General features: G+C 65.7%; 19 protein-coding genes. 9 read left to right on the plus strand and 10 right to left on the minus strand.

Annotation, left to right across the window (positions count from 1 at the left end; all coding sequences use genetic code 11):
* Positions 1–293: 293 nt before the first annotated feature.
* Complete coding sequence (locus AC0MAZ_RS01690; protein WP_475859950.1) at positions 294–812, minus strand: glycine cleavage system transcriptional repressor; 519 nt, start codon at positions 810–812, stop codon at positions 294–296.
* A gap of 459 nt (positions 813–1,271) precedes the next feature.
* Here AC0MAZ_RS01690 and AC0MAZ_RS01695 point away from each other — a divergent pair, with 459 nt between their 5' ends.
* On the plus strand, positions 1,272–3,449 hold the full coding sequence (locus tag AC0MAZ_RS01695; protein ID WP_475859951.1) for a malate synthase G: 2,178 nt from the start codon (positions 1,272–1,274) through the stop codon (positions 3,447–3,449).
* Between the two features lie 84 nt (positions 3,450–3,533).
* On the opposite strand, the gene AC0MAZ_RS01700 is transcribed toward AC0MAZ_RS01695, so the two are convergent.
* The gene (locus tag AC0MAZ_RS01700) at positions 3,534–3,983 is read right to left on the minus strand and encodes a response regulator (protein WP_062575435.1); all 450 of its coding nucleotides are present in this window, start codon (positions 3,981–3,983) and stop codon (positions 3,534–3,536) included.
* A gap of 225 nt (positions 3,984–4,208) precedes the next feature.
* Between AC0MAZ_RS01700 and AC0MAZ_RS01705 the strand changes: the two genes are divergently transcribed.
* The 7 genes from AC0MAZ_RS01705 to AC0MAZ_RS01735 all read left to right on the plus strand — a co-directional run bounded on the left by AC0MAZ_RS01705 (position 4,209) and on the right by AC0MAZ_RS01735 (position 12,618).
* Positions 4,209–6,146, plus strand: a complete 1,938-nt coding sequence (locus AC0MAZ_RS01705; RefSeq protein WP_232855049.1) for a putative nucleotidyltransferase substrate binding domain-containing protein — start codon at positions 4,209–4,211, stop codon at positions 6,144–6,146.
* Entirely contained in the window at positions 6,143–6,853 is a 711-nt protein-coding gene (locus AC0MAZ_RS01710) for a 3'-5' exonuclease (protein WP_475859953.1), read from the plus strand. Before AC0MAZ_RS01705 ends, AC0MAZ_RS01710 begins: the two co-directional genes overlap by 4 nt.
* Positions 6,854–7,088: 235 nt before the next feature.
* Positions 7,089–7,607, plus strand: a complete 519-nt coding sequence (locus AC0MAZ_RS01715; protein ID WP_186712646.1) for an RNA polymerase sigma factor — start codon at positions 7,089–7,091, stop codon at positions 7,605–7,607.
* Positions 7,604–8,548: a FecR domain-containing protein gene (locus AC0MAZ_RS01720; protein WP_234562728.1), complete on the plus strand. Its 945-nt coding sequence runs from the start codon at positions 7,604–7,606 to the stop codon at positions 8,546–8,548. Before AC0MAZ_RS01715 ends, AC0MAZ_RS01720 begins: the two co-directional genes overlap by 4 nt.
* A gap of 259 nt (positions 8,549–8,807) precedes the next feature.
* Entirely contained in the window at positions 8,808–11,246 is a 2,439-nt protein-coding gene (locus tag AC0MAZ_RS01725) for a TonB-dependent siderophore receptor (protein ID WP_475859955.1), read from the plus strand.
* Positions 11,247–11,332: 86 nt separating this feature from the next.
* Complete coding sequence (locus AC0MAZ_RS01730) at positions 11,333–12,445, plus strand: PepSY-associated TM helix domain-containing protein (protein ID WP_234562823.1); 1,113 nt, start codon at positions 11,333–11,335, stop codon at positions 12,443–12,445.
* Positions 12,442–12,618 carry a hypothetical protein gene (locus AC0MAZ_RS01735; RefSeq protein WP_203649809.1) on the plus strand — a complete coding sequence of 59 codons (177 nt, stop codon included), beginning with the start codon at positions 12,442–12,444 and terminating at the stop codon, positions 12,616–12,618. Before AC0MAZ_RS01730 ends, AC0MAZ_RS01735 begins: the two co-directional genes overlap by 4 nt.
* Positions 12,619–12,802: 184 nt before the next feature.
* Here the strand turns inward: AC0MAZ_RS01735 and AC0MAZ_RS01740 are convergent, their stop codons facing one another.
* The 8 genes from AC0MAZ_RS01740 to glnE form a co-directional block, all read right to left on the minus strand.
* Complete coding sequence (locus tag AC0MAZ_RS01740; RefSeq protein ID WP_475859958.1) at positions 12,803–14,245, minus strand: lipopolysaccharide kinase InaA family protein; 1,443 nt, start codon at positions 14,243–14,245, stop codon at positions 12,803–12,805.
* Positions 14,245–14,997, minus strand: a complete 753-nt coding sequence (locus AC0MAZ_RS01745) for a lipopolysaccharide kinase InaA family protein (RefSeq protein WP_203649805.1) — start codon at positions 14,995–14,997, stop codon at positions 14,245–14,247. The genes AC0MAZ_RS01740 and AC0MAZ_RS01745 overlap by 1 nt, the downstream gene beginning before the upstream one ends.
* Entirely contained in the window at positions 14,994–15,728 is a 735-nt protein-coding gene (locus tag AC0MAZ_RS01750) for a lipopolysaccharide kinase InaA family protein (protein ID WP_203649796.1), read from the minus strand. The genes AC0MAZ_RS01745 and AC0MAZ_RS01750 overlap by 4 nt, the downstream gene beginning before the upstream one ends.
* Complete coding sequence (gene rfaP / locus AC0MAZ_RS01755) at positions 15,728–16,534, minus strand: lipopolysaccharide core heptose(I) kinase RfaP (RefSeq protein WP_475859960.1); 807 nt, start codon at positions 16,532–16,534, stop codon at positions 15,728–15,730. Before rfaP ends, AC0MAZ_RS01750 begins: the two co-directional genes overlap by 1 nt.
* Positions 16,531–17,655 carry a glycosyltransferase family 4 protein gene (locus AC0MAZ_RS01760; protein ID WP_232855043.1) on the minus strand — a complete coding sequence of 375 codons (1,125 nt, stop codon included), beginning with the start codon at positions 17,653–17,655 and terminating at the stop codon, positions 16,531–16,533. The genes rfaP and AC0MAZ_RS01760 overlap by 4 nt, the downstream gene beginning before the upstream one ends.
* On the minus strand, positions 17,655–18,713 hold the full coding sequence (gene waaC / locus AC0MAZ_RS01765; RefSeq protein ID WP_232855042.1) for a lipopolysaccharide heptosyltransferase I: 1,059 nt from the start codon (positions 18,711–18,713) through the stop codon (positions 17,655–17,657). The genes AC0MAZ_RS01760 and waaC overlap by 1 nt, the downstream gene beginning before the upstream one ends.
* Complete coding sequence (waaF, locus tag AC0MAZ_RS01770; protein ID WP_475859962.1) at positions 18,714–19,763, minus strand: lipopolysaccharide heptosyltransferase II; 1,050 nt, start codon at positions 19,761–19,763, stop codon at positions 18,714–18,716.
* Between the two features lie 237 nt (positions 19,764–20,000).
* Positions 20,001–22,934, minus strand: a complete 2,934-nt coding sequence (glnE, locus tag AC0MAZ_RS01775; protein ID WP_475859964.1) for a bifunctional [glutamate--ammonia ligase]-adenylyl-L-tyrosine phosphorylase/[glutamate--ammonia-ligase] adenylyltransferase — start codon at positions 22,932–22,934, stop codon at positions 20,001–20,003.
* Between the two features lie 383 nt (positions 22,935–23,317).
* Here glnE and aceE point away from each other — a divergent pair, with 383 nt between their 5' ends.
* Positions 23,318–25,963, plus strand: coding sequence for a pyruvate dehydrogenase (acetyl-transferring), homodimeric type (gene aceE / locus AC0MAZ_RS01780; RefSeq protein WP_203649784.1), 2,646 nt, complete (start codon positions 23,318–23,320; stop codon positions 25,961–25,963).
* Positions 25,964–25,976: the final 13 nt, after the last annotated feature.

A 25,976-nucleotide genomic window follows, 5' to 3' on the forward strand; every position in this document is an offset into this window, starting at 1 on the left:
GGCCTACAGCAATGGCTCCAAAGGTTATCCACACCCTCGTCCCCGGCGTTTGTGCACAAGCTACTGAATAGTGGACGTTTTTTGCTCAAATTTCGCCAGGCCCTGCTGTTACTGGCCTCCAGCGTAGCGCCCCCAGCTTATCCACAGGGGCTTCCCCGCAAAATCGGGATAACCACCTCAGGGCCGCTTCGCGCCCCATCGCGACACAAGGCCGCTCCTACAGGAAACCGCGATCCCCTGTAGGAGCGGCCTTGTGTCGCGATGGGGCGCGAAGCGGCCCCGGCGATCTTCAATCACTCCTCCGGCCGCAGCCACAACTCCACCATCAGATCATCCGCCAGGCTCTCCAGCCGCGCCTGCAGATCGTCCAGCGACAAGGTCAACGGCAACGCCAGCAACGCATCGGCATGGAACAACGGCTCACTGCTCATCGGCGCCGGCCGCACCTCGGTACTCAAGCGCTCCACGTTCACCCCTTGCTCGGCCAGCAAGCGGGTGATATCACGAACGATACCCGGCCGGTCGTTGCCCACCAGTTCCATGGCGATCGGTTTCCAGGTGCAGGATGGCTCGATCCCGCTTTCGGCAATGAGCACACGGATGCCGTGGTCGCCCAGTTTCTGCAGCGACTCGACCAGCTCGGCGTAGGTCTCCGCCGGCACCGCCACCCGCAGGATCCCGGCGAACTGCCCGGCCATGCGCGACATGCGGCTTTCCAGCCAGTTGCCATTGTGATCGGCGATGCACTGGGCGATACGCTCGACCTGCCCGGCCTTGTCCGGGGCGATCACGGTGAGTACGAGATGGTCCACGGGCCACTCCTTCATTCGTCTGCGAAGGCCGCCCCAGGCGACCGGAATACGGGGATCGAATCAGTATAGGCAAGGCGCGGCAACCTGCCGCAGGACAGTCACGGCAAGCAATCGTGTACTGTTTCAAGATTTATCTGGAACAATCCACCTGTTTTTTGCGAACATGGCGTCTCCCAGCGTGACCCCATGCGACCAACCGGTCGCAGAGCGACGCTTTTAGTCTGATGTTCACCTGCCTGCTGCTTCATGTAGTATGCGCCGACGCGGACTACAAAACGTCGTTTCGATGTCTGCCAAGGCGCCTGTGAAAATACGCCAACCGCCCGCCGGCCCGTCTGGCGAGCCGCACCCAGCCGCCCCGGAGCACGCGGGCACGCACTGGTGCCGTGTTTAGAGAAGCGCTACAGGCTTAATACAGAAGAGCGAAAGCGAAATAGCTGAGCAGAGGTGAGGCAAGCAATGACTGGATACGTTCAAGTCGGTGGCCTTCAGGTCGCCAAGGCCCTGTACGACTTCGTCAACGACGAAGCGATCCCTGGAACCGGCATCGAAGCCGACAAGTTCTGGGCCGGGGCGGCAGAGATCATTAAAGACCTCGCTCCAAAGAACAAAGCCCTGCTCGCCAAGCGCGACGAGCTGCAAGCCAAGATCGACGCCTGGCACCAGGCACGCCAGGACCAGGCCCATGACGCGGTGACCTACAAGGCATTCCTCGAGGAAATCGGCTACCTGCTGCCACAAGTCGACGACTTCCAGGCCACCACGCAGAACGTCGACGAAGAAATCGCCCACATGGCCGGCCCGCAACTGGTGGTGCCGGTGATGAACGCCCGCTTCGCCCTGAACGCCGCCAACGCCCGCTGGGGTTCGCTGTACGACGCCCTCTACGGCACCGATGTCATCAGCGATGAGGGCGGCGCCGAGAAAGGCCAGGGTTACAACAAGCTGCGCGGCGACAAGGTCATCGCCTTCGGCCGCGCCTTCCTCGACGAAGCCGCGCCACTGGCCGCCGGCTCCCACGTCGACTCCACCGGCTACCGCATCGAAGACGGCAAGCTGGTAGTCGCCCTCAAGGGCGGCAGCAACAGCGGCCTGCGCGACGACGCCCAGCTGATCGGTTTCCATGGCGACGCGAAGGCGCCGACCGCCGTGCTACTCAAGCACAACGGCCTGCACTTCGAGATCCAGGTCGATGCCAGCACCCCGGTCGGCAGCACCGACGCCGCCGGCGTGAAGGACATCCTGATGGAGTCGGCACTGACCACCATCATGGACTGCGAAGACTCGGTCGCCGCCGTCGACGCCGACGACAAGGTGATCGTCTACCGCAACTGGCTGGGCCTGATGAAAGGCGACCTGGCCGAGAGCGTCAGCAAGGGCGGCAAGACCTTCACCCGCACCATGAACCCGGACCGCGAGTACGCCGCACCGAACGGTGGCAGCGTCACCCTGCACGGTCGCTCGCTGCTGTTCGTGCGCAACGTCGGTCACCTGATGACCAACCCGGCAATTCTCGACGCCCAGGGCAACGAGATCCCCGAGGGTATCCAGGACGGCCTGTTCACCAACCTGATCGCCCTGCACAACCTCAACGGCAACACCAGCCGCAAGAACACCCGCAGCGGCAGCGTGTACATCGTCAAGCCGAAGATGCACGGCCCGGAGGAAGTGGCCTTCGCCGCCGAGATCTTCAGCCGCGTCGAAGACCTGCTGGGCATGAAGCGCAACACCGTCAAGGTCGGCATCATGGACGAGGAGCGCCGCACCACGGTCAACCTCAAGTCCTGCATCAAGGCGGCCGCCGAGCGCGTGGTGTTCATCAACACCGGTTTCCTCGACCGCACCGGTGACGAGATCCACACCTCCATGGAAGCCGGCGCCGTGGTGCGCAAGGGCGCCATGAAGAACGAGAAGTGGATCGGCGCCTACGAGAACAACAACGTCGACGTGGGCCTGGCCACCGGCCTGCAAGGCCGCGCGCAGATCGGCAAGGGCATGTGGGCCATGCCCGACCTGATGGCCGCCATGCTCGAGCAGAAGATCGCCCACCCGCTGGCCGGCGCCAACACCGCCTGGGTGCCGTCGCCGACCGCCGCCACCCTGCACGCCCTGCACTACCACAAGGTTGACGTGCAGGCCCGTCAGCGCGAGCTGGCTTCGCGTACCCCGGCCTCGGTCGATGATATCCTGACCATACCGCTGGCCGCCGACACCAACTGGTCGGCCGACGAGATCCGCAACGAGCTGGACAACAATGCCCAGGGCATTCTCGGCTACGTGGTGCGCTGGATCGACCAGGGCGTGGGTTGCTCGAAGGTGCCGGACATCAACGATGTCGGCCTGATGGAAGACCGCGCCACCCTGCGCATCTCGGCCCAGTTGCTGGCCAACTGGCTGCGCCATGGCGTGGTCACCCAGGAGCAGGTGCTGGAAAGCCTCAAGCGCATGGCCGCGGTGGTCGACAAGCAGAACGCCGGTGACGCCCTGTACCGCCCGATGGCGCCGAACTTCGATGACAACATCGCGTTCCAGGCGGCAATCGAGCTGGTTGTAGAGGGTGCCAAGCAGCCGAACGGCTACACCGAGCCGGTGCTGCACCGTCGCCGCCGCGAGTTCAAGGCGCGCAACGGGCTGTAATCAGCCAGCAACGCATCGCGGGGCCAGCCCGCTCCCACGCCACATGCACGCTGGCGTGGGAGCGGGCTGGCCCCGCGATCGTTTTCAGCCCTGCCCTATTCGCAACTCCTTCCTCACCAACTCCAGCAACCTGTCCAGGTCCACCGGCTTGAGCAGGAAATCCACCACCCCCAGATGCATCACGTCCACCGCTTCCTTCACATCGGTGTCGCCAGAGACGACGATGATCGGAAGAGCAGCCCGTTCCGTCTTGTGCACTTCCTCGATAAGTTTCTGGCCATCCAGAGGTTTCATGCGCAAGTCGGTAATCATCAGTGCGATACGCGACTGATAATGCAGTTTGAACAGCGCCTCCTCAGTTCCGTCTGCCTCCATGCAGTCAATCTGATGACTCTGCAGATACAGGCACAATGCTTGTCTGCTCACCGGGTTGTCGTCCACCACCAGTACCACGGGCCTGGGCGCGACGGGTGCGCTCACCACGGCCAACGCCTCTCGCTCGGCGTCGCTCAGGATGTCGTCATGCTCTGCCATGGTTGTCTCGTCAAAAAAACCCCGTTATTCAAGTTCAGACCGCAAAGCCCCTGCATGCAAACTGCCTTTCGTCGGCTATTTGACACCGGACACAAGCAGCGAAACGTCCGTCGCGCCTTATAGACTTACGTCCAATGGGCACCGCAGAGCCGTCGTCCGACCATGGAGCCTTAGAACAACAAGGTCTGCGCTACATATGCAGACATACTTATCGCGGTCGGTTCCATGAGCAAAAAGGACGCCTACAGCCAGGCGGGCAGAACAGCAGTGCTGCAAAACATCCAGGGTACCCTGCAGTTCCTGCAGCGTTTCCCGCCGTTCAACCAGATGGAACACAACCACCTGGCCTACCTGGTGGAGCAGTGCCAGCTGCGTTTCCACGCGGCCGGCGAAAGCATCATCAAGCCTGCCGACGGTCCGGTCGAGCACTTCTATATCGTCAAGCAGGGCCGCGTGGTCGGCGAGCGCCACCATGTCACCAAGCCGGGCACCGAGACCACCTTCGAGATCGCCAGCGGCGAATGCTTCCCGCTGGCCGCGTTGCTCGGCGAGCGGGCCACCCGCACCGAGCACCTGGCCGGCGAGGACACCTTCTGCCTGCAACTGGACAAGGCCGCGTTCATCCGTGTGTTCTCCATGTCCGAGGTGTTCCGCGACTTCGCCCTGCGTGGCGTCAGCAGCCTGCTCGACCAGGTCAACCAGCAGGTGCGCCGACGCGCCGTGGAGACCCTGGGTACCCAGTACTCGCTGAACACCCCGCTGGGCGAACTGGCGCTGCGCCATCCGGTGGTGTGCGCGCCGGACACGCCGCTGCGCGAGGCGGTGGGGTTGATGCACGAGCAGCAGGTCGGCAGCATCGTCATCGTCGACGACCAGCGCCATCCCCTCGGCATCTTCACCCTGCGCGACCTGCGCCAGGTGGTGGCCGACGCCAGTGCCGAGCTGACCGCGCCGATCGAGCGCTACATGACCGCCCGGCCGTTCCACCTGAGTCCCCAGGCCAGCGCTTTCGACGCCGCCATGGCCATGACCGAGCGGCACATCGCCCATGTCTGCCTGGTGGACAACCAACGCCTGTGCGGGGTGATCTCCGAACGCGACCTGTTCTCCCTGCAGCGTGTCGACCTGGTGCACCTGGCCCGCACCATCCGCCATGCGCCACGCCTGGACAGCCTGGTGTCGTTGCGCGGCGAGATCGGCCAGTTGGTCGAGCGCATGCTCGCCCACGGCGCGTCCTCGACCCAGATCACCCAGATCATCACCTTGCTCAACGACCATACCGTGTGCCGGGTGATCGAACTGGCCATCGCCGAGCGCGGCGACCCGGGCGTGCCGTTCAGCTGGCTGTGCTTCGGCAGTGAAGGCCGCCGCGAGCAGACGCTGCACACCGACCAGGACAACGGCATCCTCTTCGAGGCCCGCGACGCCGTCGAGGCCGAGGCCATACGCGCCCGGCTGCTGCCGCTGGCCCAGCAGGTCAATCACAACCTGGCCCAGTGCGGCTTCACCCTGTGCAAGGGCAATGTGATGGCCGGCAACCCCGAGCTGTGCCTGTCACGCAGCGAATGGGCGCGACGCTTCGCCGGCTTCGTGCGCGAGGCGAGCCCCGAGAACCTGCTGGGCTCGAGCATCTACTTCGACCTGCGCGTGGTCTGGGGCGACGAGCAAGGCTGCGAACAACTGCGCCAGGGCCTGCTGGAGCAGGTCGCCGACAACCGCCTCTTCCAGCGCATGATGGCCGACAATGCCCTGCGCCAACGACCACCGGTCGGGCGCCTGCGCGAGTTCGTGCTGACCCGCCAGGGGGACGACAAGGCCGCCACCCTCGACCTCAAGGTGCAGGGCCTGACCCCGTTCGTCGATGGCGCCAGGCTGCTGGCCCTGGCCCATGGCGTCAGCGCCTGCAACACCCTGGAGCGCCTGCGCCAGCTGATCGCCAAGGGCATCATCGACCCGCTCGACGGCGCCGCCTATGAAGAGGCCTACCACTTCATCCAGCAGACCCGCATGCAGCAGCACCAGCGCCAGACCCGCGAGAACCAGCCCTACTCCAACCGGCTCGACCCGGACAGCCTCAACCACCTGGACCGGCGCATCCTGCGCGAGTCCCTGCGCCAGGCCCAACGCCTGCAAAGCAGCCTGGCCCTGCGGTACCAGCTGTGAAGCTGTTCGCCTGGTGGCGCCCCGCCGCCCCCGAACTCGCCGCCCCGCTGCGTCGGCGCCTGGCCATGCTGCCAGGGCCGGCGCCACTGGGCGTGCGCTCGTTGCGTGAACAGCGCTGGGTGGTGCTGGACCTGGAGACCAGCGGCCTGAACCTCAACCGCGACCAGGTGCTGTCGATCGGCGCGGTGGCCATCGAGGATGGCGCCATCGCCCTGGGTCGTCCGTTCGAGCGCACCCTGCACCGGCCCGCGCAGAAGACCAACGCCAGTGTGCTGATCCATGGCCTGGGCCCCAGCGCCCTGGCTGCCGGCTGCGACCCGGCCGAGGCGCTGCTCGATCTGATGGACTTCATCGGCAACAGCCCGGTGCTGGCGTTCCACGCCCCGTTCGACCAGCGCATGCTGGCCCGGGCGCTGAAGGACAGCCTGGGCCTGCGCCTGCAGCATCCGTTCCTCGACGTGGCGGAGCTGGCGCCGATGCTCAACCCCGACACCGTGCTGCGTGAAGCCGGTCTGGACGACTGGATCGCCCGCTTCGGCCTCGAAGTCCAGGCCCGCCACCATGCCAGCGCCGATGCCCAGGTGACCGCGGAGCTGGCGTTGATCCTGTTCAGCCAGGCCCGGCGCCAGCAACTGGACAGCCCGTTGCAGCTGGAGCAGCGGGTGCGTCAGTGGCGACGGCGTAAAGTCCAGAGTCACGGCCTGTAGACTTTCATTGGCCTTGCCGGCCTCTTCGCGGGTAAACCCGCTCCCACAGGGACTGCGCTGCCCGTGAGCCATGTTGAATCCTGTGGGAGCGGGTTTACCCGCGAAGAGGCCGGCACAGGCAACACCTGTCGTGTGATGGCCATCCGATAAGCGTCCATTGCACCCACCCCCTCCCCTCTGCAACAATCGCGAATAATTATCGTTAGTTAACGCATTCTTTCCCGGGGATCGCTTCTTGACGCCTGCGCACAGTCCACATGCCGAGCTGGTCGGAGCGCTGTATCGCGACCATCGCACCTGGCTGCTGGCCTGGTTGCAGCGCAGCACCGCCTGCCGTCAGCGCGCCGAAGACCTGAGCCAGGACACCTTCGTGCGCCTGCTCGGTCGCGAGCGCCTGGACGCCCCCCGCGAACCCCGCGCCTTCCTGGTCGCCGTGGCCAAGGGCCTGCTGTTCGACCACTTCCGCCGCGCCGCCCTCGAGCAGGCCTACCTCGCCGAGCTGGCCCTGCTGCCCGAGGCCGAACACCCGTCGCCCGAGCAGCAGCACCTGATCCTCGAGGACCTCAAGGCCATCGACCGCCTGCTGGGCAAGCTGTCGAGCAAGGCCCGCGCGGCCTTCCTGTACAACCGCCTGGACGGCCTGGGCCACGCCGAGATCGCCGAGCGCCTCGGGGTGTCGGTGTCCCGCGTGCGCCAGTACCTCGCCCAGGGCCTGCGCCAGTGCTATGTCGCCCTCTATGGAGAGCCGACATGAACCAGGCCCCGGTTTCCAGCCAGGTGCTGGAAGCGGCCATCGCCTGGAAGCTGTGCCTGGACGAAGGTAGCGGTACCCCGGACGAACGCAACGAATTCATGCGTTGGCACGCCGCCCACGAGGAGCACGCCCGCGCCTGGTTGCAACTGGGCATGCTCGACCGGCGCGTCAACGCCGCCGCCGGCCCGGTGCGCCACACCCTGCTGCAATCACGGGCAGGGCTACGCCAGCGCCTTGGCGGCCTGGCCGGCATGCTGCTGCTCGGCGGGCTGCTCACCTGGGCCGCAGCGCCGACCCTGTCGCCGACCTACTGGCTGGCCGATCAGCGCACCGGCACCGGCGAGCTGCGCACCCTGCGCCTGGAGGACGGCACCTTGCTGAGCCTGAACAGCCAGAGCGCGGTGGACATCGATTTCCGCGGCGAGCAGCGGCTGATCGTGCTGCATCGTGGCGAAATCTCGGTGGAAACCGGCCACAAGGACAGCCGTCCGCTGCTGGTGCGCACCGAGGATGGCCGCCTGCGCCCGCTGGGCACGCGCTTCCTGGTCAAGCGCGAGGAGTCCGGCACGCGCCTGGAGGTGCTGCAGGCCTCGGTGGCCGCCAAGCCGCAGAACAGTGGCGACGAACAGGTGCTGCGCGAAGGCCAGCAGGTACTGATGAACGCCGACGGCCTGGGCCGGGTCGGCTCCGTGGCGGTCGGCAGCGATGCCTGGACCCGCGGCATGCTGGTGGTGGACAACGTGCGCCTGGCCGACCTGGTGGCCGCGCTCGGCCAGTACCGCAGCGGCCACCTGGGGGTCAGCGACGAGGTCGCCGACCTGCGCGTGAGCGGCAGCTTCCCGCTGACTGACACCGACCTGGCCCTGGCCTCGCTGCAGCCGGCGCTGCCGGTGAAGATCGAGCGGCATACGCCGTGGTGGGTGACCGTCTCCGCCAGATAAGCGCTGCGTGCCGCCCTTCGCGGGTAAACCCGCTCCCACAGGGATCGCGCCAGATTCTAAAAATTGAGCAAGACAGTTGCTCCCACAGGGAATGCATCAAACCTGTGGGAGCGGGTTTACCCGCGAAGAAGCCAAGGCGATATAGCGCTGAGCGCCGCTCGTGCCAACCCTGTCAGATATTTTTTCAAAAGACCCTGTCACTTTCCCAATCTCGCTCGGCAAGGAAGCAGTCAGCACTATTTCGTCGAGGAGCCGCTGCATGTCCCGTGCCGTTGATGCTTTGCTTCGCCCCAGCCTGATGGCCCTGGCCATCGGCCTGGCCGCACCGTTGGCCAGCACCACCCTGTTCGCCGCCGAACAGGCCGCCCTGCGTGCCTACGACCTGCCCAGCGCACCGCTGGCCAGCACCCTGAACCAGATCGCCAGCCAGGCCGGGATCGCCCTGGCGCTGGATCCGGCACTGGTCAGCGGGCGCAAATCGGCGCCGGTCAGTGGCCAGTACGATGCGGTCGGCGCCCTGCAGGCCGCCCTGCGCGATACCGGTCTGCAACTGCAGCAGAGCAGCGCCGGCAGCTACAGTCTGGTGGCGGTGAGCGAAGGCACCCTGGCGCTGCCGGAAACCAACATCAACGCCAACAGCAGCTTTGAGAGCGCCTGGGGCCCGGTGGAAGGCTACACCGCCAAGCGCACCGCCGCCGGCACCAAGACCGATACCGCGCTGGTCGAGGTCCCACGCTCCATTTCCGTCGCCACCCGCCAGCAGATGAGCGACCGCGGCGTGCAAAGCCTGGATGACGCGGTGAAGTACATGCCGGGTATCGTCTCGGCCAGTTTCGGCAGCGACACCCGCTATGACTGGATGCGCGTGCGCGGCTTCGAGCCGACCCAGTTCCTCGACGGCCTGCCCCTGCCCCGCGGCGTGTATGCCAACCCGAAAGCCGAAACCTGGAACCTCGACCGCCTTGCGCTGCTGCGTGGCCCGGCCTCGTCGGTGTATGGCCAGACCCCGCCCGGCGGTCTGCTGGACATGGTCAGCCGCCGCCCCCAGGCCGAGAGCAGCCACGAGATCCAACTGCAGTACGGCAGCGACAACCACCGCCAGATCAACTTCGCCAGCACCGGCAAGCTCGATGAGCAGGGCCAGTTCCTCTATGGCGTCAGCGGCGTGGTACGCGACAGCGGCACGCAGATCGACCATATGGATAACAAGCGCTACAACATCGCCCCGAGCCTGACCTGGAACATCGACGAAGATACCTCGCTGACCTTCCTCAGCCAGTTCACCCGCGACGACACCGGTGCCACCAGCCAGTTCTATCCGATACAAGGCACCAAGATCGACATGCCGTTCGGCAAGGTGTCCCGCCACAAGAACCTGGGTGACCCGGATTACGAATACTACGACCGCACCTATTACGCGCTGGGCTATGCCTTCGAACATCGTTTCAACGATGTCTGGCAGTTCCGCCAGAACGTGCGCTACACCAAGAGCGAGTTGTCATTCCAGACGCTCACCGTTGGTGCCTACTACCAACCCGGCGGCCCGGTGGACAGCGAGGGCAATGCCAGCCGCATGTCCACCAACGTCGATGAGGACATCAGCCAGTTCGCGCTCGACAACAACTTCCAGGCCGACTTCGCCACAGGCGATATCAGCCATACCGTGCTGATCGGCCTGGACCACCAGCGCACGGACTCCGACTTCCTCTCCATTTATGGCTTCAGCGACAACGTGCCGCCCACCAACGTCAACAACCCGGTGTATGGCTTGCCGATCACCCGTCCGGACCGCTCTTCGGCCTATCTGGACTACAACCAGAAAACCGTCCAGACCGGGCTCTACATCCAGGACCAGATGGCGCTCGACAAATGGCGCCTGACCCTGGGCGGGCGTGAGGACTGGGTGCATACCGGCACCACGTTCCTCAACAAGGGCAATGCCACCAACACCCAGCGTGACAAGCAGTTCAGCGGCAATGCGGCGCTCAGCTACGTGTTCGACTCGGGCTTTGTACCGTATCTGTCCTACGCCGAGTCCTTCCAGCCAAGCAGCGGTTCGAGCGCTGACATCGAGAAATCCTTCAAGCCAACCGAAGGCCAGCAATGGGAGTTGGGGGTGAAGTATCAACCGCCTGGCTCCAACACCTTGCTGTCGGCGGCAGTGTACGACCTCAAGCAGAAGAACGTGACCGTCACCAACAATGTGGGTGGGGTGCCCGTCTCCAGCCAGACCGGCGAGGTCAAGGTCCACGGCCTGGAGCTGGAAGCCGTCTCCGACGTCACCGACAACCTGAAAGTGATCGCCGCCTACACCCTGGCCAAGTCCGAAGTCCAGAAAGGGCAGTACAAAGGCAACCGCCTGCAACAGATGCCCAACCAGCAGGCCTCCCTGTGGACCGACTACACCTGGCATACCGGTGTGCTTGACGGCTTCGGCATTGGCCTGGGCGCACGCTACACCGGCAACCGATACGGTGACGAAGCCAACACCTGGCTCGGCAAGAGCAAGGCCTACACGGTGTTCGACGCCGCCGTGCACTACGACCTGGGCCGCCTGGACAACAGCCTCAAGGGCGCCTCGGTGGCGATCAACGCCAGCAACCTGCTGAACAAGGACTACCTCTCGACCTGCGACGGCTACTACTGCTACTACGGCGACCAGCGCAGCGTCGTCGCCAGCGCTACCTACAAGTGGTAAACACCCATCGCGGGGCAAGCCCGCTCCCACGCCGAGACAGAACGGCGTGGGAGCGGGCTTGCCCCGCGATTGCGTAAGGAGCCGTGATGAAAAGCCAAACCATCCGCCGCTGGTCAGCGATCCACACCTGGAGCAGCCTGGTCTGCACGCTGTTCCTGTTGCTGCTCGCCCTCACCGGCCTGCCGCTGATCTTCCACCACGAGCTGGAGCACCTGCTCGGCGACGCGCCGCAACTGCGCGAGATGCCCGCCGACACCCCGCACCTGGATCTGCAGCAGCTGGTGCTCAAGGCCGAACAGCACCGCCCCGGCGAGGTGATGCAGTACTTCGGATACGAAGAGGACGAGCCCAACGGCGTGGTCACGATCATGGCCGCCACCGCCGGCACCCATCCCGACGACTCGCACACCTTCATGCTCGACGCGCGCACCGGCGAGGCCGTGGCCATGCCGGCAGCCAACGGCGGCTTCATGATGCTGATGCTGCGCCTGCACGTGGACATGTTCGCCGGGTTGCCCGGCAAGCTGCTGCTGGCGTTCATGGGGGTGCTGTTCATTGTCGCCATCGTCTCCGGCACCGTGCTCTACGCGCCGTTCATGCGCCGTCTGCGCTTCGCCACGGTCCGCCACGACAAGTCGCGGCGCCTGCGCTGGCTGGACCTGCACAACCTGATCGGCGTGGTCACCCTGACCTGGGCCCTGGTGGTCGGCGTCACCGGGGTGATCAGTGCCCTATCCGACCTGGTGATCGCCGCCTGGCGCAACGACAGCCTGGCGGCGATGGTCGCGCCGTATCGTGACGCACCGCCGCTCACCGAGCGCGCTCCGGCCACGCAGCTGCTGAAGATCGCCGAACAGGCCGCGCCTGGCATGCGCCCGGACTTCATCGCCTTCCCCGGTACACGCTTCTCCAGCGAGCACCACTATGCGGTGTTCATGAATGGCGCCACGAACCTGACCTCGCACCTGTTCACGCCGATCCTGATCGACGCGCGTACCCTGGAGGTGACCGCCGTTGGCGAACGCCCGTGGTACATGGACGCCATGGGCCTGTCGCAGCCCCTGCACTTCGGCGACTACGGCGGCCGGCCGATGCAGATCCTCTGGGCCGTGCTCGATGTGCTGACCATCATCGTGCTGGGCAGCGGCCTGTACCTGTGGTGGGGTAAGCAACGCAAGGCACGGGAGGTGCGGGCATGAGCCACAAGTCGCAAAGCACCCGCAGGATCTTCGCCTGGCCGGCGCTGATCGCCGTGCTCAGTGCGGCCGGGCTGTTTGCCGCACTGCTCGGGGATGGGATGTGGGATGTGCTGGCCTGGGTGGGGCTGGGCGTTTCGGCCGGCCTGGGCCTGAGTGGGTTCTGGCGGCGGTAGGCAGCTCACATGGAACTGCACATGACTCATTGATTCAGCAGGGACCTGTAGGAGCGGCCTTGTGCCGCGAAAGGGCTGCGAAGCAGCCCCGGGATTTCAGCGTTGTGGCAAAGATCGCCGGGGCCGCTTTGCGGCCCTTTCGCGGCACAAGGCCGCTCCTACAGGGATCGCTTCAACTGATCACTCAATCAGCCAACCGCGGCAACACCTGGTCCAGCCGCTGATGCAGCGCGCTGTCCCTCGGCCAGTTGCGCAGCAGCCGCGCCCGGTCCCGGGCGAAGGCCGGGGCGAAGCTGAGCTGGGTGGCGTGCTGGCACATGGCATCAAGGTCGATCAGCGACCATTGGCCGTCCTGCCAGAACAGGTTGTGGCCCTTGAAGTCGCCATGGCTGATACGCTCGCGGATCAGTTGCTGCATCACCCGAGCCAGGGCCTCGACCTGCTCGTCGGGCGCCTCGCCGCTTTCCACGTAGGGCGCGAAGCATTCGATCAGGTCCGGCCCGTCGGCGTACTCGGTTACCAGGTAGGCCGTGCTGCGCAGCCCCATCACCCGCTGCTCCAGCACCGCCAGGGGGCGAGGCGTGGCGATGTCGAGAAACCCCAGGCGGTGGCCTTCGATCCACGAATGCCAGGCCCGGCTCGGGCGCCAGAAGCGCTTGAACCAGTGGGCGGTGTTCTTGATGTTGTAGCGCTTGAGCACCAACTTGCGCCCGGCCACCTCGATACGCGCCACGCTGGCCGCGCCACCGGTCTTGTACAGATGCCCCTGGTCGATCAGCGTATCGGCCTGCTCCAGCACCGGGCGCATCGCCTCCACTTCGTTACGGCGAATCGCTCGCAGCCCGGACAGGTTGCGCTCGACGCTGAACAGGGTGCATTCGCGACCGGCCTTTTCCAGGTAATCCTTCAGGCGCCAGGCGCGCACCTTGTCCACCTGCTTGTGCAGCGCTTCCAGCGGCAGCGCGTGCTCGGCGTTGGCCAGCACATAGTGCACCAGCGCTTCCTCGATGAACGGCTCCAGGCGTTTGGGCAACTGGGCGAAGAACACCCCGAGGTTTTCCAGCACGCGCTGGCGCGACAGCTGCTGGCCGGGGGTCTCGGCCTTGATGCCGGCGCCGTCGATCAGGTACAGCCGGCCGTCCTGGCGCAGCAGGTTGTCCAGGTGCAGGTCCTCCTGCCACAGGCCCTTGGCGTGCATCTGCGCCACGGCGGTGAGGGCCTCGCCCAGCACCAGGTGCTGCTCGTCGGCCAGCATCGGCAACTGCTCCACCCGGGCCCAGGCGTCGCCCAGGCTTTCGGCATGGTCGAGGTATTCGAACAATACCCAGCCGCCCTCGCCTTCCTTCAGGCCATCGGCCAGCAGGCGTGGGGTGGTCAGGCCTTGTTCGGCCATCAGCAGGGCACCATCGCGCTCGCGCTGGAAGTGCCGGGCGGCATTGCCGCCGACCAGCAGCTTGGCCAGCACCTTGGTGCCACGCCAGATACCCGCGCCGACATAACGCTGGCCCGGCAGCACGCGCAACAGGTTGAGCAGCTGCAGGTCGGCGCTGCCCGCGGCGTCGGCGAGGGTGACGGTCAGCGGCAGGCTCGGGCTGCGCCCGGCCTCCTTCAATTCGCTCAGGCGCATCAGCGGGCCTCTTTGTGACGACGGCGTTGGGTCAGGCGTTGCAGCCAGGTGGATACCAGGGCGCTGTCCGCCGGCTGCTCCAGGTAGGCCGCCAGCAGCACGCGCACGTCCGCTTCGTCCCAGGCCCGGGCGCGGCGCAGCAACGGCTCCAGGTCCTTGACCCGGTCGCGCATGCCGAACAGCAGCGGACGGGTCTTTTCCAGGTCGATCAGCTGGGCCTGCCAGCCCTCGCGGCGCTCACGCAGGAAGATGTGCTTGGGGTAGAAGCAGCCGTGCATCTGCCCGGCGCCGTGCAGGGTGCGGGCCAGCCGCCCACAGGCCTGGAGGATCGCCTGGCGCTGCGGCGCGTCCATCTGCGCCCAACGGCCGAGCAGTTGCTCGAGGTCGGTCCACTCGTCCAGCGCCCGGGTCATGAGGATCGCCCGGTGCTCGCCAGCTTGCTTGCGCTCGCCATAGAACACCGCCTGCAGAGCGGGGATGTCGAGCTTCTGGTAGCGGCTGATGTTGCGAAACTCGCGGGCGAAGGTCGGCTCGCCGAAGGGCCGCTGCAGGCTGCGGGTGAAGTAGTCGCTCTGGCGCTTGAGGTAGAACCCCTTGCCCTCCAGTTCCAGGCGGAACACGCTGCTCCAGCCACCACGGCCGGTATTGGGTTCGTCCACGGCGTCCAGCTGCAGGGCCCACAGCGCCTCGAAGTCGCTCAGCCCGTGCCGTTGCAGCAGCGCCTGGTCGGCACTGGCCAGGTAATCGGTCATTCCCTTCCCTCGAAAAAGCCCAGCACCTGGCGAATGCGCTTCTTGTCACGGGCGTTCAGACGCGCGTGTCCGCGGTATTGCAGGTAGAAGCGCAGGCGCTGGGTCGCCGACAGGTGGTACTTGGCCACCTTGTCCAGGCACGCCAGATCCTTGATCAGCCTGTGGCGCAGCATGAAGCCCCGCCAGAAGTCGCCGGTCGGGCAGTCGATGAAGAATAGCGTGCCCTGGTCGTCGACCAGCAGGTTGCGCCATTTCAGGTCGTTGTGGGCGAAATGATGATCGTGCATCACCCGGGTGTGGCGTGCCAGCTGGCGGCTGACGTGATCGACCCAGGCGCTGTCGCGCAGACGCGGATCATTGCGTTCGGCCAACGCCGAGAGGTCCTCGGTGCGCGGCAGTTCGCGGGTGATCATTGCCCCGCGGCCAAAGGCCAGGCCCTGGCGCTCGAGCCCCCAGGCGACCACATCGGCGGTGGGGATGCCCCACTTGGCGAACTGCTTGAGGTTCTGCCACTCGGCCTTGACCCGCGGCCGGCCCAGGTAGCGGCGCATGTGCTTGCCGGCGCCGGTGTAGCGTTTGACGTAGTAGTTGACGCCATCGCGCTCGATGCGGATGACCTCGCTCAGCGGGTCGCGGGTCAGGCGTTCGCCCTGGAGGGCGAACACCGCGTCGACACTGCCGAAATCGGCCGCCAGGTGCGCATACTCGGGCGCCAGGTTCCAGCTCGCCATCAGAGTGCGTCCCCGTAACGTTGCTTGCGGTCGTAGAGTTTCTGCGCCTTGCGCTCCAGCCAGGCGAGTAGCGCGGCTTCGTCCTTGAGCACCTGGCGCAACGGGCGCTGGAAGTAGCCGCGCAGGAAGCGCAGCTTGTCGCGGCGGGTCAGGCCGATGTCCAGGGCCGAGAAATACAGGGCGGCCAGGTCCTTGTCGCGCCAGCGACGGGTAATCCTCGCCCGGGTCTGGGCGCGGTGCAGGTCGATCACCGACAGTTTGAAGTCGTCCGGCGTCACCGGGCGGGCGGTGTGCAGCAGGAAGTGGCAGATGTAGCAGTCACGGTGGTTGACCCCTGCGCGGTGCATGCCGCCGGTCATCTTCGCCACTTCGGCGATCAGCGCGCGCTTCAGGCGCGGCGCTGGCGGCTGCTTCACCCAGTCGATGCTGAAGTCTTCCAGGCTGACGGTGGGCGCCAGCTCCTCGGTAACGATGAACGAGTGCTGGGTGGCCGGGTTGCTGCCACGCTCGCCGTAGGCCACTGCGGTCATGGTCGGCACACCGGCTTCATGCAGGCGCTGGATGGCCCGCCATTCCTGGCCGGCGCCGAGCACCGGCAACTTGGCGCTGAACAGGTTCTTGAAGATCTCGCCCCAGCCGATGCCGCGGTGGATCTTGACGAAGAAGCCCGCGCCTTCGACCTCGGTGCGCAGGGTGCGGCGGCCTTCCAGCTCGCGGTACACCTCGCCCTGCAGGGCCTCGACGGCCTCGAAGGGATCGCGCCCGGCCCACAGGCGCTTGAACGGTTCGGCCAGTATCAGCTTCATGCGGTCTCCTGACCGAGGATCACGTCGGCGGCATGCTGCGGCATGCTGTACAGGTCGGCGGTCTCGGCAAAGGCCACACCGTTGTCCGACCAGGCCGCGCGGGCCCCGGCGTCTTCGAGCATGCGTTGCAGGTAGCGGTTCAGCTGCTCCTGCTCGAACGGCTCGTCCAGTACCAGGCCGCTATCGGCCTCGGCGATGTAGTGGGCATAGCCGCAGACCTTGGACACCAGCACCGGCAGGCCGGCGACCAGCGCTTCGAGCAGCACGGTGCCGGTGTTCTCGTTGTAGGCCGGGTGGATCAGCAGGTCGGCCCCAAGCAGGAAACGCGGAATGTCGCTGCGGCCCTTGAGGAACTGCACCTGCTCGCCCAGGCCGAGCGCCGTGCTCTGCACCTGGAACAGCTTGGGATCGTCCTGGCCGATGACCATCAGCCTGGTACGCTTGCGCAGGGCTGACGGCAACGCCGCCAGGGCCTTCAGGCTGCGGTCCACGCCCTTGGTCTTGAAGCCCGAGCCGATCTGCACCAGCAGCAGCTCGTCGTCGGCCAGGCCGAACTCCTGACGGAAATCAGCGCGGATGGCCGCGGCGTCGGCCGGACGGCGGCGGTCCTGGGAAATGCCCGGCGGCAGCAGGTGGAAGCGCGCCTCGGGGGTGCCGTAGTGCTTGATGAACAGCGGCTGCTGCACCTCGGAGATCATCAGGATCTCGGTACGCGCATCCTCCGCGAACACCGCCCGCTCGTACTCAGCGAAATGGCGGTAGCGACCCCAGCGGCGGTACAGGCCGCCGCGCAGGGTCTGGGCCTTGTCCTCGAAACAGCCGTCGGCGGCGTAGTAGACATCCAGGCCTGGCATCTTGTTGAAACCGATCAGGCGATCGACCGGGCGCTTGGCCAGGTCGGCTTCCATCCAGGCGCTGAGCTTCTCGTTGCGTCGGTGGTTGAACAGCGCCTTGACCGGCGCCACCAGCACCTCGAAGCCCGGCGGAATGTCACCTTCCCAGATCAGCGTGTACACGCGGATCTGATGGCCGCGCTTCTGGCACTCGAGGGCGATGCGCATGAAATCGCGCTGCAGCCCGCCAAAGGGGAAATACTTGTAGAGCACAAAAGCCAGTTGCATCAACGAACATCCTCAGCCAGCAGCAGCGCGCTCAAGCGGCCCGCCACATGCTCGGGATTCAGGCGAGTGAAGCACAGCGGCCACTCGCGTTTGAGATCGAACCGGCGCAGGTCCTCGGCGCTCGGTTTGTAGGTGCACTTCTTCTGCAGGCACGGGGCGCAGGGGAAGTTGCTCGCCTGGTGGATCTGGGCGCGTCCGTAGGCGCCAGTCAGACCAGGGTTGGTGGGGCCGAACAGCGAAATGGTCGGCACATCCAGCGCGGCGGCCAGGTGGCCGAGGCCGGTGTCCACGGCCACGCAGGCCTTGGCCGCCGCCAGCACGCGGGCAACGCCGACAAGATTCAACTTGGGGAGCACCTGGCAGTTGTTCAAGCCCTGGGCGATGCGCTCGGCACGGGCCTTTTCCGCCGGGTTGCCCCAGGGCAGCATCACCTGCAGCTTGCGTCGGCCCATGCGCTCGGCCAGCTCGCGCCAGTAGGCCTCCGGCCAGTGCTTGGTGGCCCAGGTGGTACCGTGCAGGAACACCACGTAGGGCGCGGCAGGCGGCAGTTGCAAACGGTTGAGGTCCAGGCCGTAGTCGCCCAGCCCTTCCGGCAGGTCGTAGGCCAGGGCCAGGGCGAACAGCTGGCGCACCCGTTCCACGGCATGCTGGCCGACGGCGACCGACAGGCGCCGGTTGTAGAAGCGGCTGGCCCAGCCCTCACGGGCCGAGTAACGGTCCAGGCCGGCCACCGGCGCTTTCACGTAACGCGTCAGCCAAGCCGACTTGACCAGGCCCTGGGCGTCGATTACCAGGTCGTACTTGTGCTCGCGCAGGCGTTGCTTGAAGGCTTTCCACTCACCGCTCTTGAGCGTCTGCCAGATATTCTTGCGCCAGCGGCGGATCGCCACCGGGATCACCCGGTCGACCGCCGGATGCCAGCTGGGAATCTCGGCGAAGCCTTCTTCCACCACCCAGTCGAAACGGATGCCGGGGATGGCGTGGGCGGCGTCGGTGAGCGCCGGCAGGGTGTGGATGACATCGCCCAGCGACGAGGTCTTGATGATCAGTACCCGCACTCAGTCGACCTCGGCCACGGTATCGATCAGGTTAGGCCCGCCCAGGCCCTGCAGCGCGGCAATGACCTTGGCCGGCTCCAGCAGGCGCAGGCAGTTGTAGTGGCCGAAGCGGCAGGTGCGCTCGAAGCAGGGGCTGCACTCGATACCGGTGCGCACCACTTCCACCTGGTCGGCCAGCGGCGGGGTGAAGCCCGGCGAGGTCGAGCCGTACACCGCCACCAGCGGGCGGTTGAGGGCGGCGGCCACATGCATCAGGCCAGAGTCGTTGGACACCACCGCATCGGCGCAGGACATCAGGTCGATGGCCTCGGCCAGCGAGGTTTCGCCCGCCAGGTTGCAAGCCTCCTCGCGCAGCCCGGGGATCAACCGGTCGCGGATCTGCTCGCCCACCGGGTGGTCGTTCTTCGAACCGAACAGCCACACCTGCCAGCCCTGGCGGATCATCGCGTCGGCCACCTCGGCGTAGTGCTCGGCCGGCCAGCGCTTGGCCTCACCGAACTCGGCACCAGGGCACAGCGCCAGCACCGGGCGGTCCAGCGCCAGGCCGAACTTGGCCAGGGCCGCTTCGCGGCTGGCGGCTTCGATTTGCAGGCTCGGACGCGGGTAAGGCTTGGGCAGCTCGGCATCCGCTGCGTAGGCCAGGGCCATGAAGCGCTCGATCATCAGCGGATAGCGGGCCTTGTCCAGCTTGCGCACGTCGTTGAGCAGCAGGTAGCGCATCTCGCCGCGCCAGCCGGTGCGCTTGGGGATACCGGCGAAATACGGCACCAGCGCCGACTTGAGCGAGTTGGGCAGCAGGATCGCCTGGTCGTACTGGCCGGCCAGCGACTTGCCGATGCGCCGGCGCGTGGCCAGCTCCAGCGCGCCGTGGCCGAGCGGGAAGCTCAGGGCCTGGCGCACCTCGGGCATGCGCTCGAGGATCGGCCGGCTCCACTCGGGGGCCAGGACGTCGATCACGCAGTCGGGGTGCTGCTGTTTGAGGCACTGGAACAGGGTCTGCGCCATCACCATGTCGCCGACCCAGCTGGGGCCAATGATCAGTATTCTCATGCTTTATCCAGAAACATTCGGGGAGGCTGCAGGCTGCGCTACAACCTGGCCTCCCCTCTTTATATTCAGGCTATGTGGCGGACAGTGTACCACCGGTGGCACTCGCTCGTGATCGAGGCCCCTGTGGGAGCGGGTTCATCGGGGCGCCGAACCGCCGCGAACACGGGCGTAGCCCGTGCCAGCCACCGCGGCGCTTTCTTCGCGGGTAAACCCGCTCCCACAGGGACTGCACCAACCTCAGGCCAGGCCCAACTGCCCCCAGATCCGCCTTACCTCACGACGCTCATCGACAAACTGCGCCGCATCGATCACCCCGGCCTGCTTCTGCAGGGCCTGACGGTGCGACGCCGAACGGAACGCCTTGTACACCTCGCGCAGCAGCACGGCGTCGGCGGCGGACATCAGCCCGGCCTGTTCCAGCTCTTCGAGGATGCGGATGTTGTCGGTCCAGCGCAGTATGGCCGGATGGTCGTGGGACCAGGCCAAAGCGGCGTATTGCACCATAAATTCGATATCCACGATACCGCCGGCATCCTGCTTGATATCGAACGGCTGGCCGGCATCGAAGGCGTTGCCCGCGGTGCCGGCGGCAGTAGCCTTGGTGCCCAGGTTGTCGCGCATCTTGGCGCGCATTTCGCTGACTTCTACGCGCAGCTTGTCGAGGTCGCGAGGCTGGCCGAGGACCTGCGCCCGCACCGCCTCGAAGGCCGTGGCCACCTGCTTGCAACCCACCAATACGCGGGCCCGCACCAGGGCCTGGTGCTCCCAGGTCCAGGCCTCGTTCTGCTGGTAGCGCTCGAAGGCGCCCAGCGAGCTGACCAGCAGCCCCGAGGCGCCGGAGGGGCGCAGGCGCATGTCCACGTCGTAAAGCTGGCCGGAGTTGGTCTGGGTGGTCAGCAGGTGAATGATGCGCTGGCCCAGGCGGGTGTAGAACTGTGCGCTGTCGATGGGCTTGGCGCCGTCGGTTTCAGCGTTCGGATCGCCATCGTGGATGAACACCAGGTCCAGGTCCGAACCATGGCCCAACTCCAGGCCGCCGACCTTGCCGTAGCCGACAATGATGAAGCCTGGGTCGCACAGGCTGCCGTCGCTGCGCTTGGGCTGGCCGTGGCGCGCCACGGTCTGGCGCCAGGCCAGGGCCAGCACCTGGTCGAGAATCGCCTCGGCCAGCCAGGTCAGGTAGTCGCTGACCTTCATCAACGGCAGGTTGCCGCTGATCTCCGAGGCGGCCACGCGCAGGTTGTGGGCCAGCTTGAAGTGGCGCAGGGCCTCCATCTGCTGCTCCAGGTCGTCCTCGGGAATGCGCGTCAGGCGCTCGCGCAGCTCGGCGGCCAGCTCTGGCGCCAGCGGCGGGCTGAACAACCGGCCTTCGTTGAGCAATTCGTCGAGCAGCAGCGGGTAGCGGGCCATCTGCTCGGCGATCCACGGGCTGGCGGCGCACAGGGTCAGCAGGCGGCGCAGGGCGCCAGGGTTCTCGGTGAGCAGCACCAGGTAGGCCGAGCGCCGCGCCACGGCCTCGACCAATGGCAGCACCCGCTCCAGCACCAGGTCGGGGTTGTCGTGCTCGACCGCCTGGGCCAGCAGCCGCGGAATGAAGGCGTCCAGGCGCTCGCGACCGATACGCTGCATCGAGCGCAGGGTCGGGCTGGCCCGCAGCGCGGTCAGGCGGCGCAGGGCCTCGGCCGGCTGGCGGAAGCCGGCCTCCTCGAGCTGGCGGGAGGCCGCGTCTTCATCCTGGGCCTGCTCCCACAGCGGCGACCACTCGCCGCCGACCACCAGTTCGCCTTCGGTTTCGTCCTCATCCGGGTCGGCGATGACCTGGCGGAAATGCCAGTCGATGCGCCCACGCCAGTGCATCAATTGGCCGTGGAAGCTGTCCCAGCCGGCAAAGCCGAGCATGTAGGCGATGCGCTCGCGGTCGGTCGGATCGTCCGGCAGCATCTGGGTCTGGCGGTCGGCGATGGCCTGGATCGCGTGCTCGGTGTAGCGCAGGAACTCATAGCCGTCGCGCAGCTCGGCAACCACGGCCGGCGGCAGGTAGCCCTGCCCTTCCAGGGTGGTCAGCACCTTGAGCAACGGCCGCTGCTGCAGGCTCAGGTCGCGCCCGCCGTGAATCAGCTGGAACGCCTGGGCGATGAATTCCACCTCGCGAATGCCGCCGGCACCGAGCTTGATGTTGTCGGCCATGCCCTTGCGCCGCACCTCCTGCTGGATCAGCTGCTTCATGGTGCGCAGCGCTTCGATGGCGGAGAAGTCCAGGTAGCGCCGGTAGACGAACGGCCGCAGCATCTCCTGCAACTGCGCGCCGGCCACCTGGTCGCCGGCGACCACCCGCGCCTTGATCATGGCGTAGCGCTCCCAGTCGCGCCCCTGGTCCTGGTAGTACTGCTCCAGGGCATTGAAGCTGAGCACCAGCGCGCCAGCCGAGCCATAGGGGCGCAGGCGCATGTCGACGCGGAACACGAAGCCGTCGACGGTGACCGGGTCGAGCGCCTTGATCAGGCGCTGGCCCAGGCGGGTGAAGAACTCCTGGTTGTCCAGCGAGCGCTTGACCCCTTCGGTTTCGCCGCCCTCGGGGAAGGCGAAGATCAGGTCGATGTCGGATGACAGGTTCAGCTCCACCGCGCCCAGCTTGCCCATGCCCAGCACCACCAGGTGCTGGGGCTGGCCGCTGCGGTTGCCGATGGGCGTGCCGAACTGCTGGCAGTGGCGCGGGTACAGCCATTGATAGGCTTCGTCTATGCTGGCGTCGGCCAGGTCGGACAGATCGCGGCAGGTTTCAGGCAACGCGGCCTGGCGGGTAATGTCGCGCCAGATGATGCGCAGTTGCTGGCGGTTGCGCTCGCGGCGCAGGTTGCGCGCCAGTTCGTCCTCGTTCTGGGCAGCCTGGGCCACGGCGTTGATCTGCGCACGCAGTTGGCCCGGCGCGAACGCCTGGTCCATCGCGCCACTGGCCAGCAGTTCGAACAGCATCGCCGGATCACGCTGGGCCTGGGCCAGGACAAAATCGCTGGCGGCGGCGACCTGGTCGAACTGGCGGCGGTGCTCGGCGCTCAGGCTGTCCAGGTCCAGGCCTGGATGACCAGCCAGGGCATCGCGCAGGAATTGCTGGTTGCGAGCGACCAGCGGTTGGAGGGCGGCAGGCAGATCGAGCGGCAAAGGCAGGCGCATGGTCTATCCTTGATCGGCGTGAAAGAGAGCGGTTGCAGAGGTCAAACGGAGGTTGGACCACGGTTGGACTGTCGTACAAAAGTTGGAAATAGCTGAAATAATCAAAAATTTGGCAAAACTCATCAAGATTCACCTGCCATCGACACACCGCCAACCAACATGAACGTTTTTCCCCACAACCCGGGATGCGACCAAACGTCGCATTTGTGTAGTTTTACTACTACTCATGACCTGCCAAAGCATGAAATGAGAAAGCATTTGTAGTAAAACTACACCGCGCCGGATGACTGTCCGGTAATCCAAGAATTCACGACGTCTGCCCATAAGGCCAGTCGCAAACTCAGGCCATCGATTCTGGTGGCCTTTCCGCCCTGGAGCAAGCCATGCAAGACCTCGATCCAATCGAAACCCAGGAATGGCTGGATGCCCTGGAGTCGGTCCTCGACAAAGAAGGCGAAGACCGCGCTCATTACCTGATGACCCGTATGGGCGAGCTGGCCACCCGTAGTGGCTCCCAGCTGCCGTATGCCATCACCACGCCGTACCGCAACACCATCCCTGTCACCCACGAAGCACGCATGCCTGGCGACCTGTTCATGGAACGCCGCATCCGCTCGATGGTGCGTTGGAACGCCCTGGCCATGGTCATGCGCACCAACCTGAAAGACTCGGACCTGGGCGGACACATCTCCAGCTTCGCCTCCAGCGCCACCCTGTACGACATCGGCTTCAACTACTTCTTCCAGGCCCCGACCGACGAACACGGCGGCGACCTGATCTTCTTCCAGGGCCACGCTTCGCCAGGCGTCTACGCCCGCGCCTTCATGGAAGGCCGCATCAACGAAGAGCAGATGAACAACTTCCGTCAGGAAGTGGACGGCAAAGGCCTGTCTTCGTACCCGCACCCGTGGCTGATGCCTGACTTCTGGCAGTTCCCGACCGTATCGATGGGCCTGGGCCCGATCCAGGCGATCTACCAGGCACGCTTCATGAAGTACCTGGAAGCCCGTGGCTTCATCCCGGCCGGCAAGCAGAAGGTCTGGTGCTTCATGGGCGACGGCGAGTGCGACGAGCCGGAATCCCTGGGCGCGATCGCCCTGGCCGGCCGCGAGAAGCTGGACAACCTGATCTTCGTCATCAACTGCAACCTGCAGCGCCTCGACGGCCCGGTTCGCGGCAACGGCAAGATCATCCAGGAACTCGAAGGCGTGTTCCGAGGCGGTGGCTGGAACGTCAACAAAGTCGTCTGGGGCCGTTTCTGGGACCCACTGCTGGCCAAGGACACCAACGGTGCCCTGCAGCGCCGCATGGACGAGGTCATCGACGGCGAGTACCAGAACTACAAAGCCAAAGATGGCGCGTACGTTCGTGAAAACTTCTTCAACACCCCAGAGCTCAAGGCCATGGTCGAAGACCTGTCCGACGACGAGATCTGGAAGCTCAACCGTGGCGGCCACGACCCGTACAAGGTCTACGCGGCGTACCACCAGGCCGTGAACCACAAAGAGCAGCCGACCGTCATCCTGGCCAAGACCATCAAGGGTTACGGTACCGGTGCCGGCGAAGCCAAGAACACCGCGCACAACACCAAGAAGGTCGACGTCGACAGCCTGCGTCACTTCCGTGACCGCTTCGACATCCCGGTCAAGGATGCGGATCTGGAGAACCTGCCGTTCTTCAAGCCGGAAGAAGGTTCCGCCGAAGCCAAGTACCTGGCCGAACGCCGTGCCGCCCTGGGCGGTTTCGTGCCACAGCGCCGCGCCAAGAGCTTCAGCGTGCCAACCCCGCCACTGGAAACGCTGAAAGCGATCCTGGACGGCTCGGGCGACCGCGAAATCTCCACCACCATGGCCTTCGTGCGCATCCTGGCGCAGCTGGTCAAGGACAAGGACATCGGCCAGCGCATCGTCCCGATCATCCCGGACGAAGCCCGTACCTTCGGTATGGAAGGCATGTTCCGCCAGCTGGGCATCTACTCGTCGGTCGGCCAGCTCTACGAGCCAGTCGATAAAGACCAGGTGATGTTCTACCGCGAGGACAAGAAGGGCCAGATCCTCGAGGAAGGCATCAACGAAGCCGGCGCCATGTCGTCGTTCATCGCTGCCGGTACCTCGTACAGCTGCCACAACCAGCCGATGCTGCCGTTCTACATCTTCTACTCGATGTTCGGCTTCCAGCGCATTGGCGACCTGGCCTGGGCCGCCGGCGACAGCCGCACCCGTGGCTTCCTGATCGGCGGTACCGCCGGCCGTACCACCCTCAACGGTGAAGGCCTGCAGCACGAAGACGGTCACAGCCACATGATGGCGGGCACCATCCCGAACTGCCGCACCTACGATCCGACCTACGGCTACGAGCTGGCGGTGATCATCCAGGACGGCATGAAGAAGATGACCGAAGAGCAACAGGACATCTTCTACTACATCACCGTGATGAACGAATCCTACCAGCAGCCTGCCATGCCGGCCGGTGTCGAGGAAGGCATCATCAAGGGCATGTACCTGCTGGAAGAAGACACCCGCGAAGCCGCGCACCACGTACAGCTGATGGGCTCCGGCACCATCCTGCGCGAAGTCCGCGAGGCCGCGAAGATCCTGCGTGAAGAGTTCAACGTCGGCGCCGACGTGTGGAGCGTCACCAGCTTCAACGAACTGCGTCGCGACGGCCTGGCCGTGGAACGCGCCAACCGCCTCAAGCCTGGCCAGAAGCCTCAGAAGACCTACGTCGAAGAGTGCCTGGCCGGTCGCAAGGGCCCGGTCATCGCCTCCACCGACTACATGAAGCTGTTCGCCGAGCAGATTCGCCAGTGGGTGCCGAGCAAAGAGTTCAAGGTCCTGGGTACCGACGGTTACGGTCGCAGCGACAGCCGCAAGAAGCTGCGTCACTTCTTCGAAGTCGACCGCCACTTCGTGGTGCTGGCTGCCCTGGAAGCCCTGGCTGACCGTGGCGAGATCGAACCCAAGGTTGTGGCTGACGCCATCGTCAAGTTCGGCATCGATCCGGACAAGCGCAACCCACTGGACTGCTGAGGAGTATTTTTAA

It is taken from the genome of Pseudomonas sp. A (assembly GCF_056270345.1).

What these genes read in the sequence shown, in the direction of transcription:
- AC0MAZ_RS01700 (WP_062575435.1), bottom strand. Translation starts at nt 3,983, where the DNA reads ATGGCAGAGCATGACGACATCCTGAGCGACGCCGAGCGAGAGGCGTTG.
- AC0MAZ_RS01760 (WP_232855043.1), bottom strand. Translation starts at nt 17,655, where the DNA reads ATGCAACTGGCTTTTGTGCTCTACAAGTATTTCCCCTTTGGCGGGCTG.
- AC0MAZ_RS01725 (WP_475859955.1), top strand. Translation starts at nt 8,808, where the DNA reads ATGTCCCGTGCCGTTGATGCTTTGCTTCGCCCCAGCCTGATGGCCCTG.
- glnE (WP_475859964.1), bottom strand. Translation starts at nt 22,934, where the DNA reads ATGCGCCTGCCTTTGCCGCTCGATCTGCCTGCCGCCCTCCAACCGCTG.
- AC0MAZ_RS01720 (WP_234562728.1), top strand. Translation starts at nt 7,604, where the DNA reads ATGAACCAGGCCCCGGTTTCCAGCCAGGTGCTGGAAGCGGCCATCGCC.
- rfaP (WP_475859960.1), bottom strand. Translation starts at nt 16,534, where the DNA reads ATGAAGCTGATACTGGCCGAACCGTTCAAGCGCCTGTGGGCCGGGCGC.
- AC0MAZ_RS01705 (WP_232855049.1), top strand. Translation starts at nt 4,209, where the DNA reads ATGAGCAAAAAGGACGCCTACAGCCAGGCGGGCAGAACAGCAGTGCTG.
- AC0MAZ_RS01735 (WP_203649809.1), top strand. Translation starts at nt 12,442, where the DNA reads ATGAGCCACAAGTCGCAAAGCACCCGCAGGATCTTCGCCTGGCCGGCG.
- AC0MAZ_RS01740 (WP_475859958.1), bottom strand. Translation starts at nt 14,245, where the DNA reads ATGCGCCTGAGCGAATTGAAGGAGGCCGGGCGCAGCCCGAGCCTGCCG.
- AC0MAZ_RS01730 (WP_234562823.1), top strand. Translation starts at nt 11,333, where the DNA reads ATGAAAAGCCAAACCATCCGCCGCTGGTCAGCGATCCACACCTGGAGC.
- AC0MAZ_RS01745 (WP_203649805.1), bottom strand. Translation starts at nt 14,997, where the DNA reads ATGACCGATTACCTGGCCAGTGCCGACCAGGCGCTGCTGCAACGGCAC.
- AC0MAZ_RS01695 (WP_475859951.1), top strand. Translation starts at nt 1,272, where the DNA reads ATGACTGGATACGTTCAAGTCGGTGGCCTTCAGGTCGCCAAGGCCCTG.
- aceE (WP_203649784.1), top strand. Translation starts at nt 23,318, where the DNA reads ATGCAAGACCTCGATCCAATCGAAACCCAGGAATGGCTGGATGCCCTG.
- AC0MAZ_RS01750 (WP_203649796.1), bottom strand. Translation starts at nt 15,728, where the DNA reads ATGGCGAGCTGGAACCTGGCGCCCGAGTATGCGCACCTGGCGGCCGAT.
- waaF (WP_475859962.1), bottom strand. Translation starts at nt 19,763, where the DNA reads ATGAGAATACTGATCATTGGCCCCAGCTGGGTCGGCGACATGGTGATG.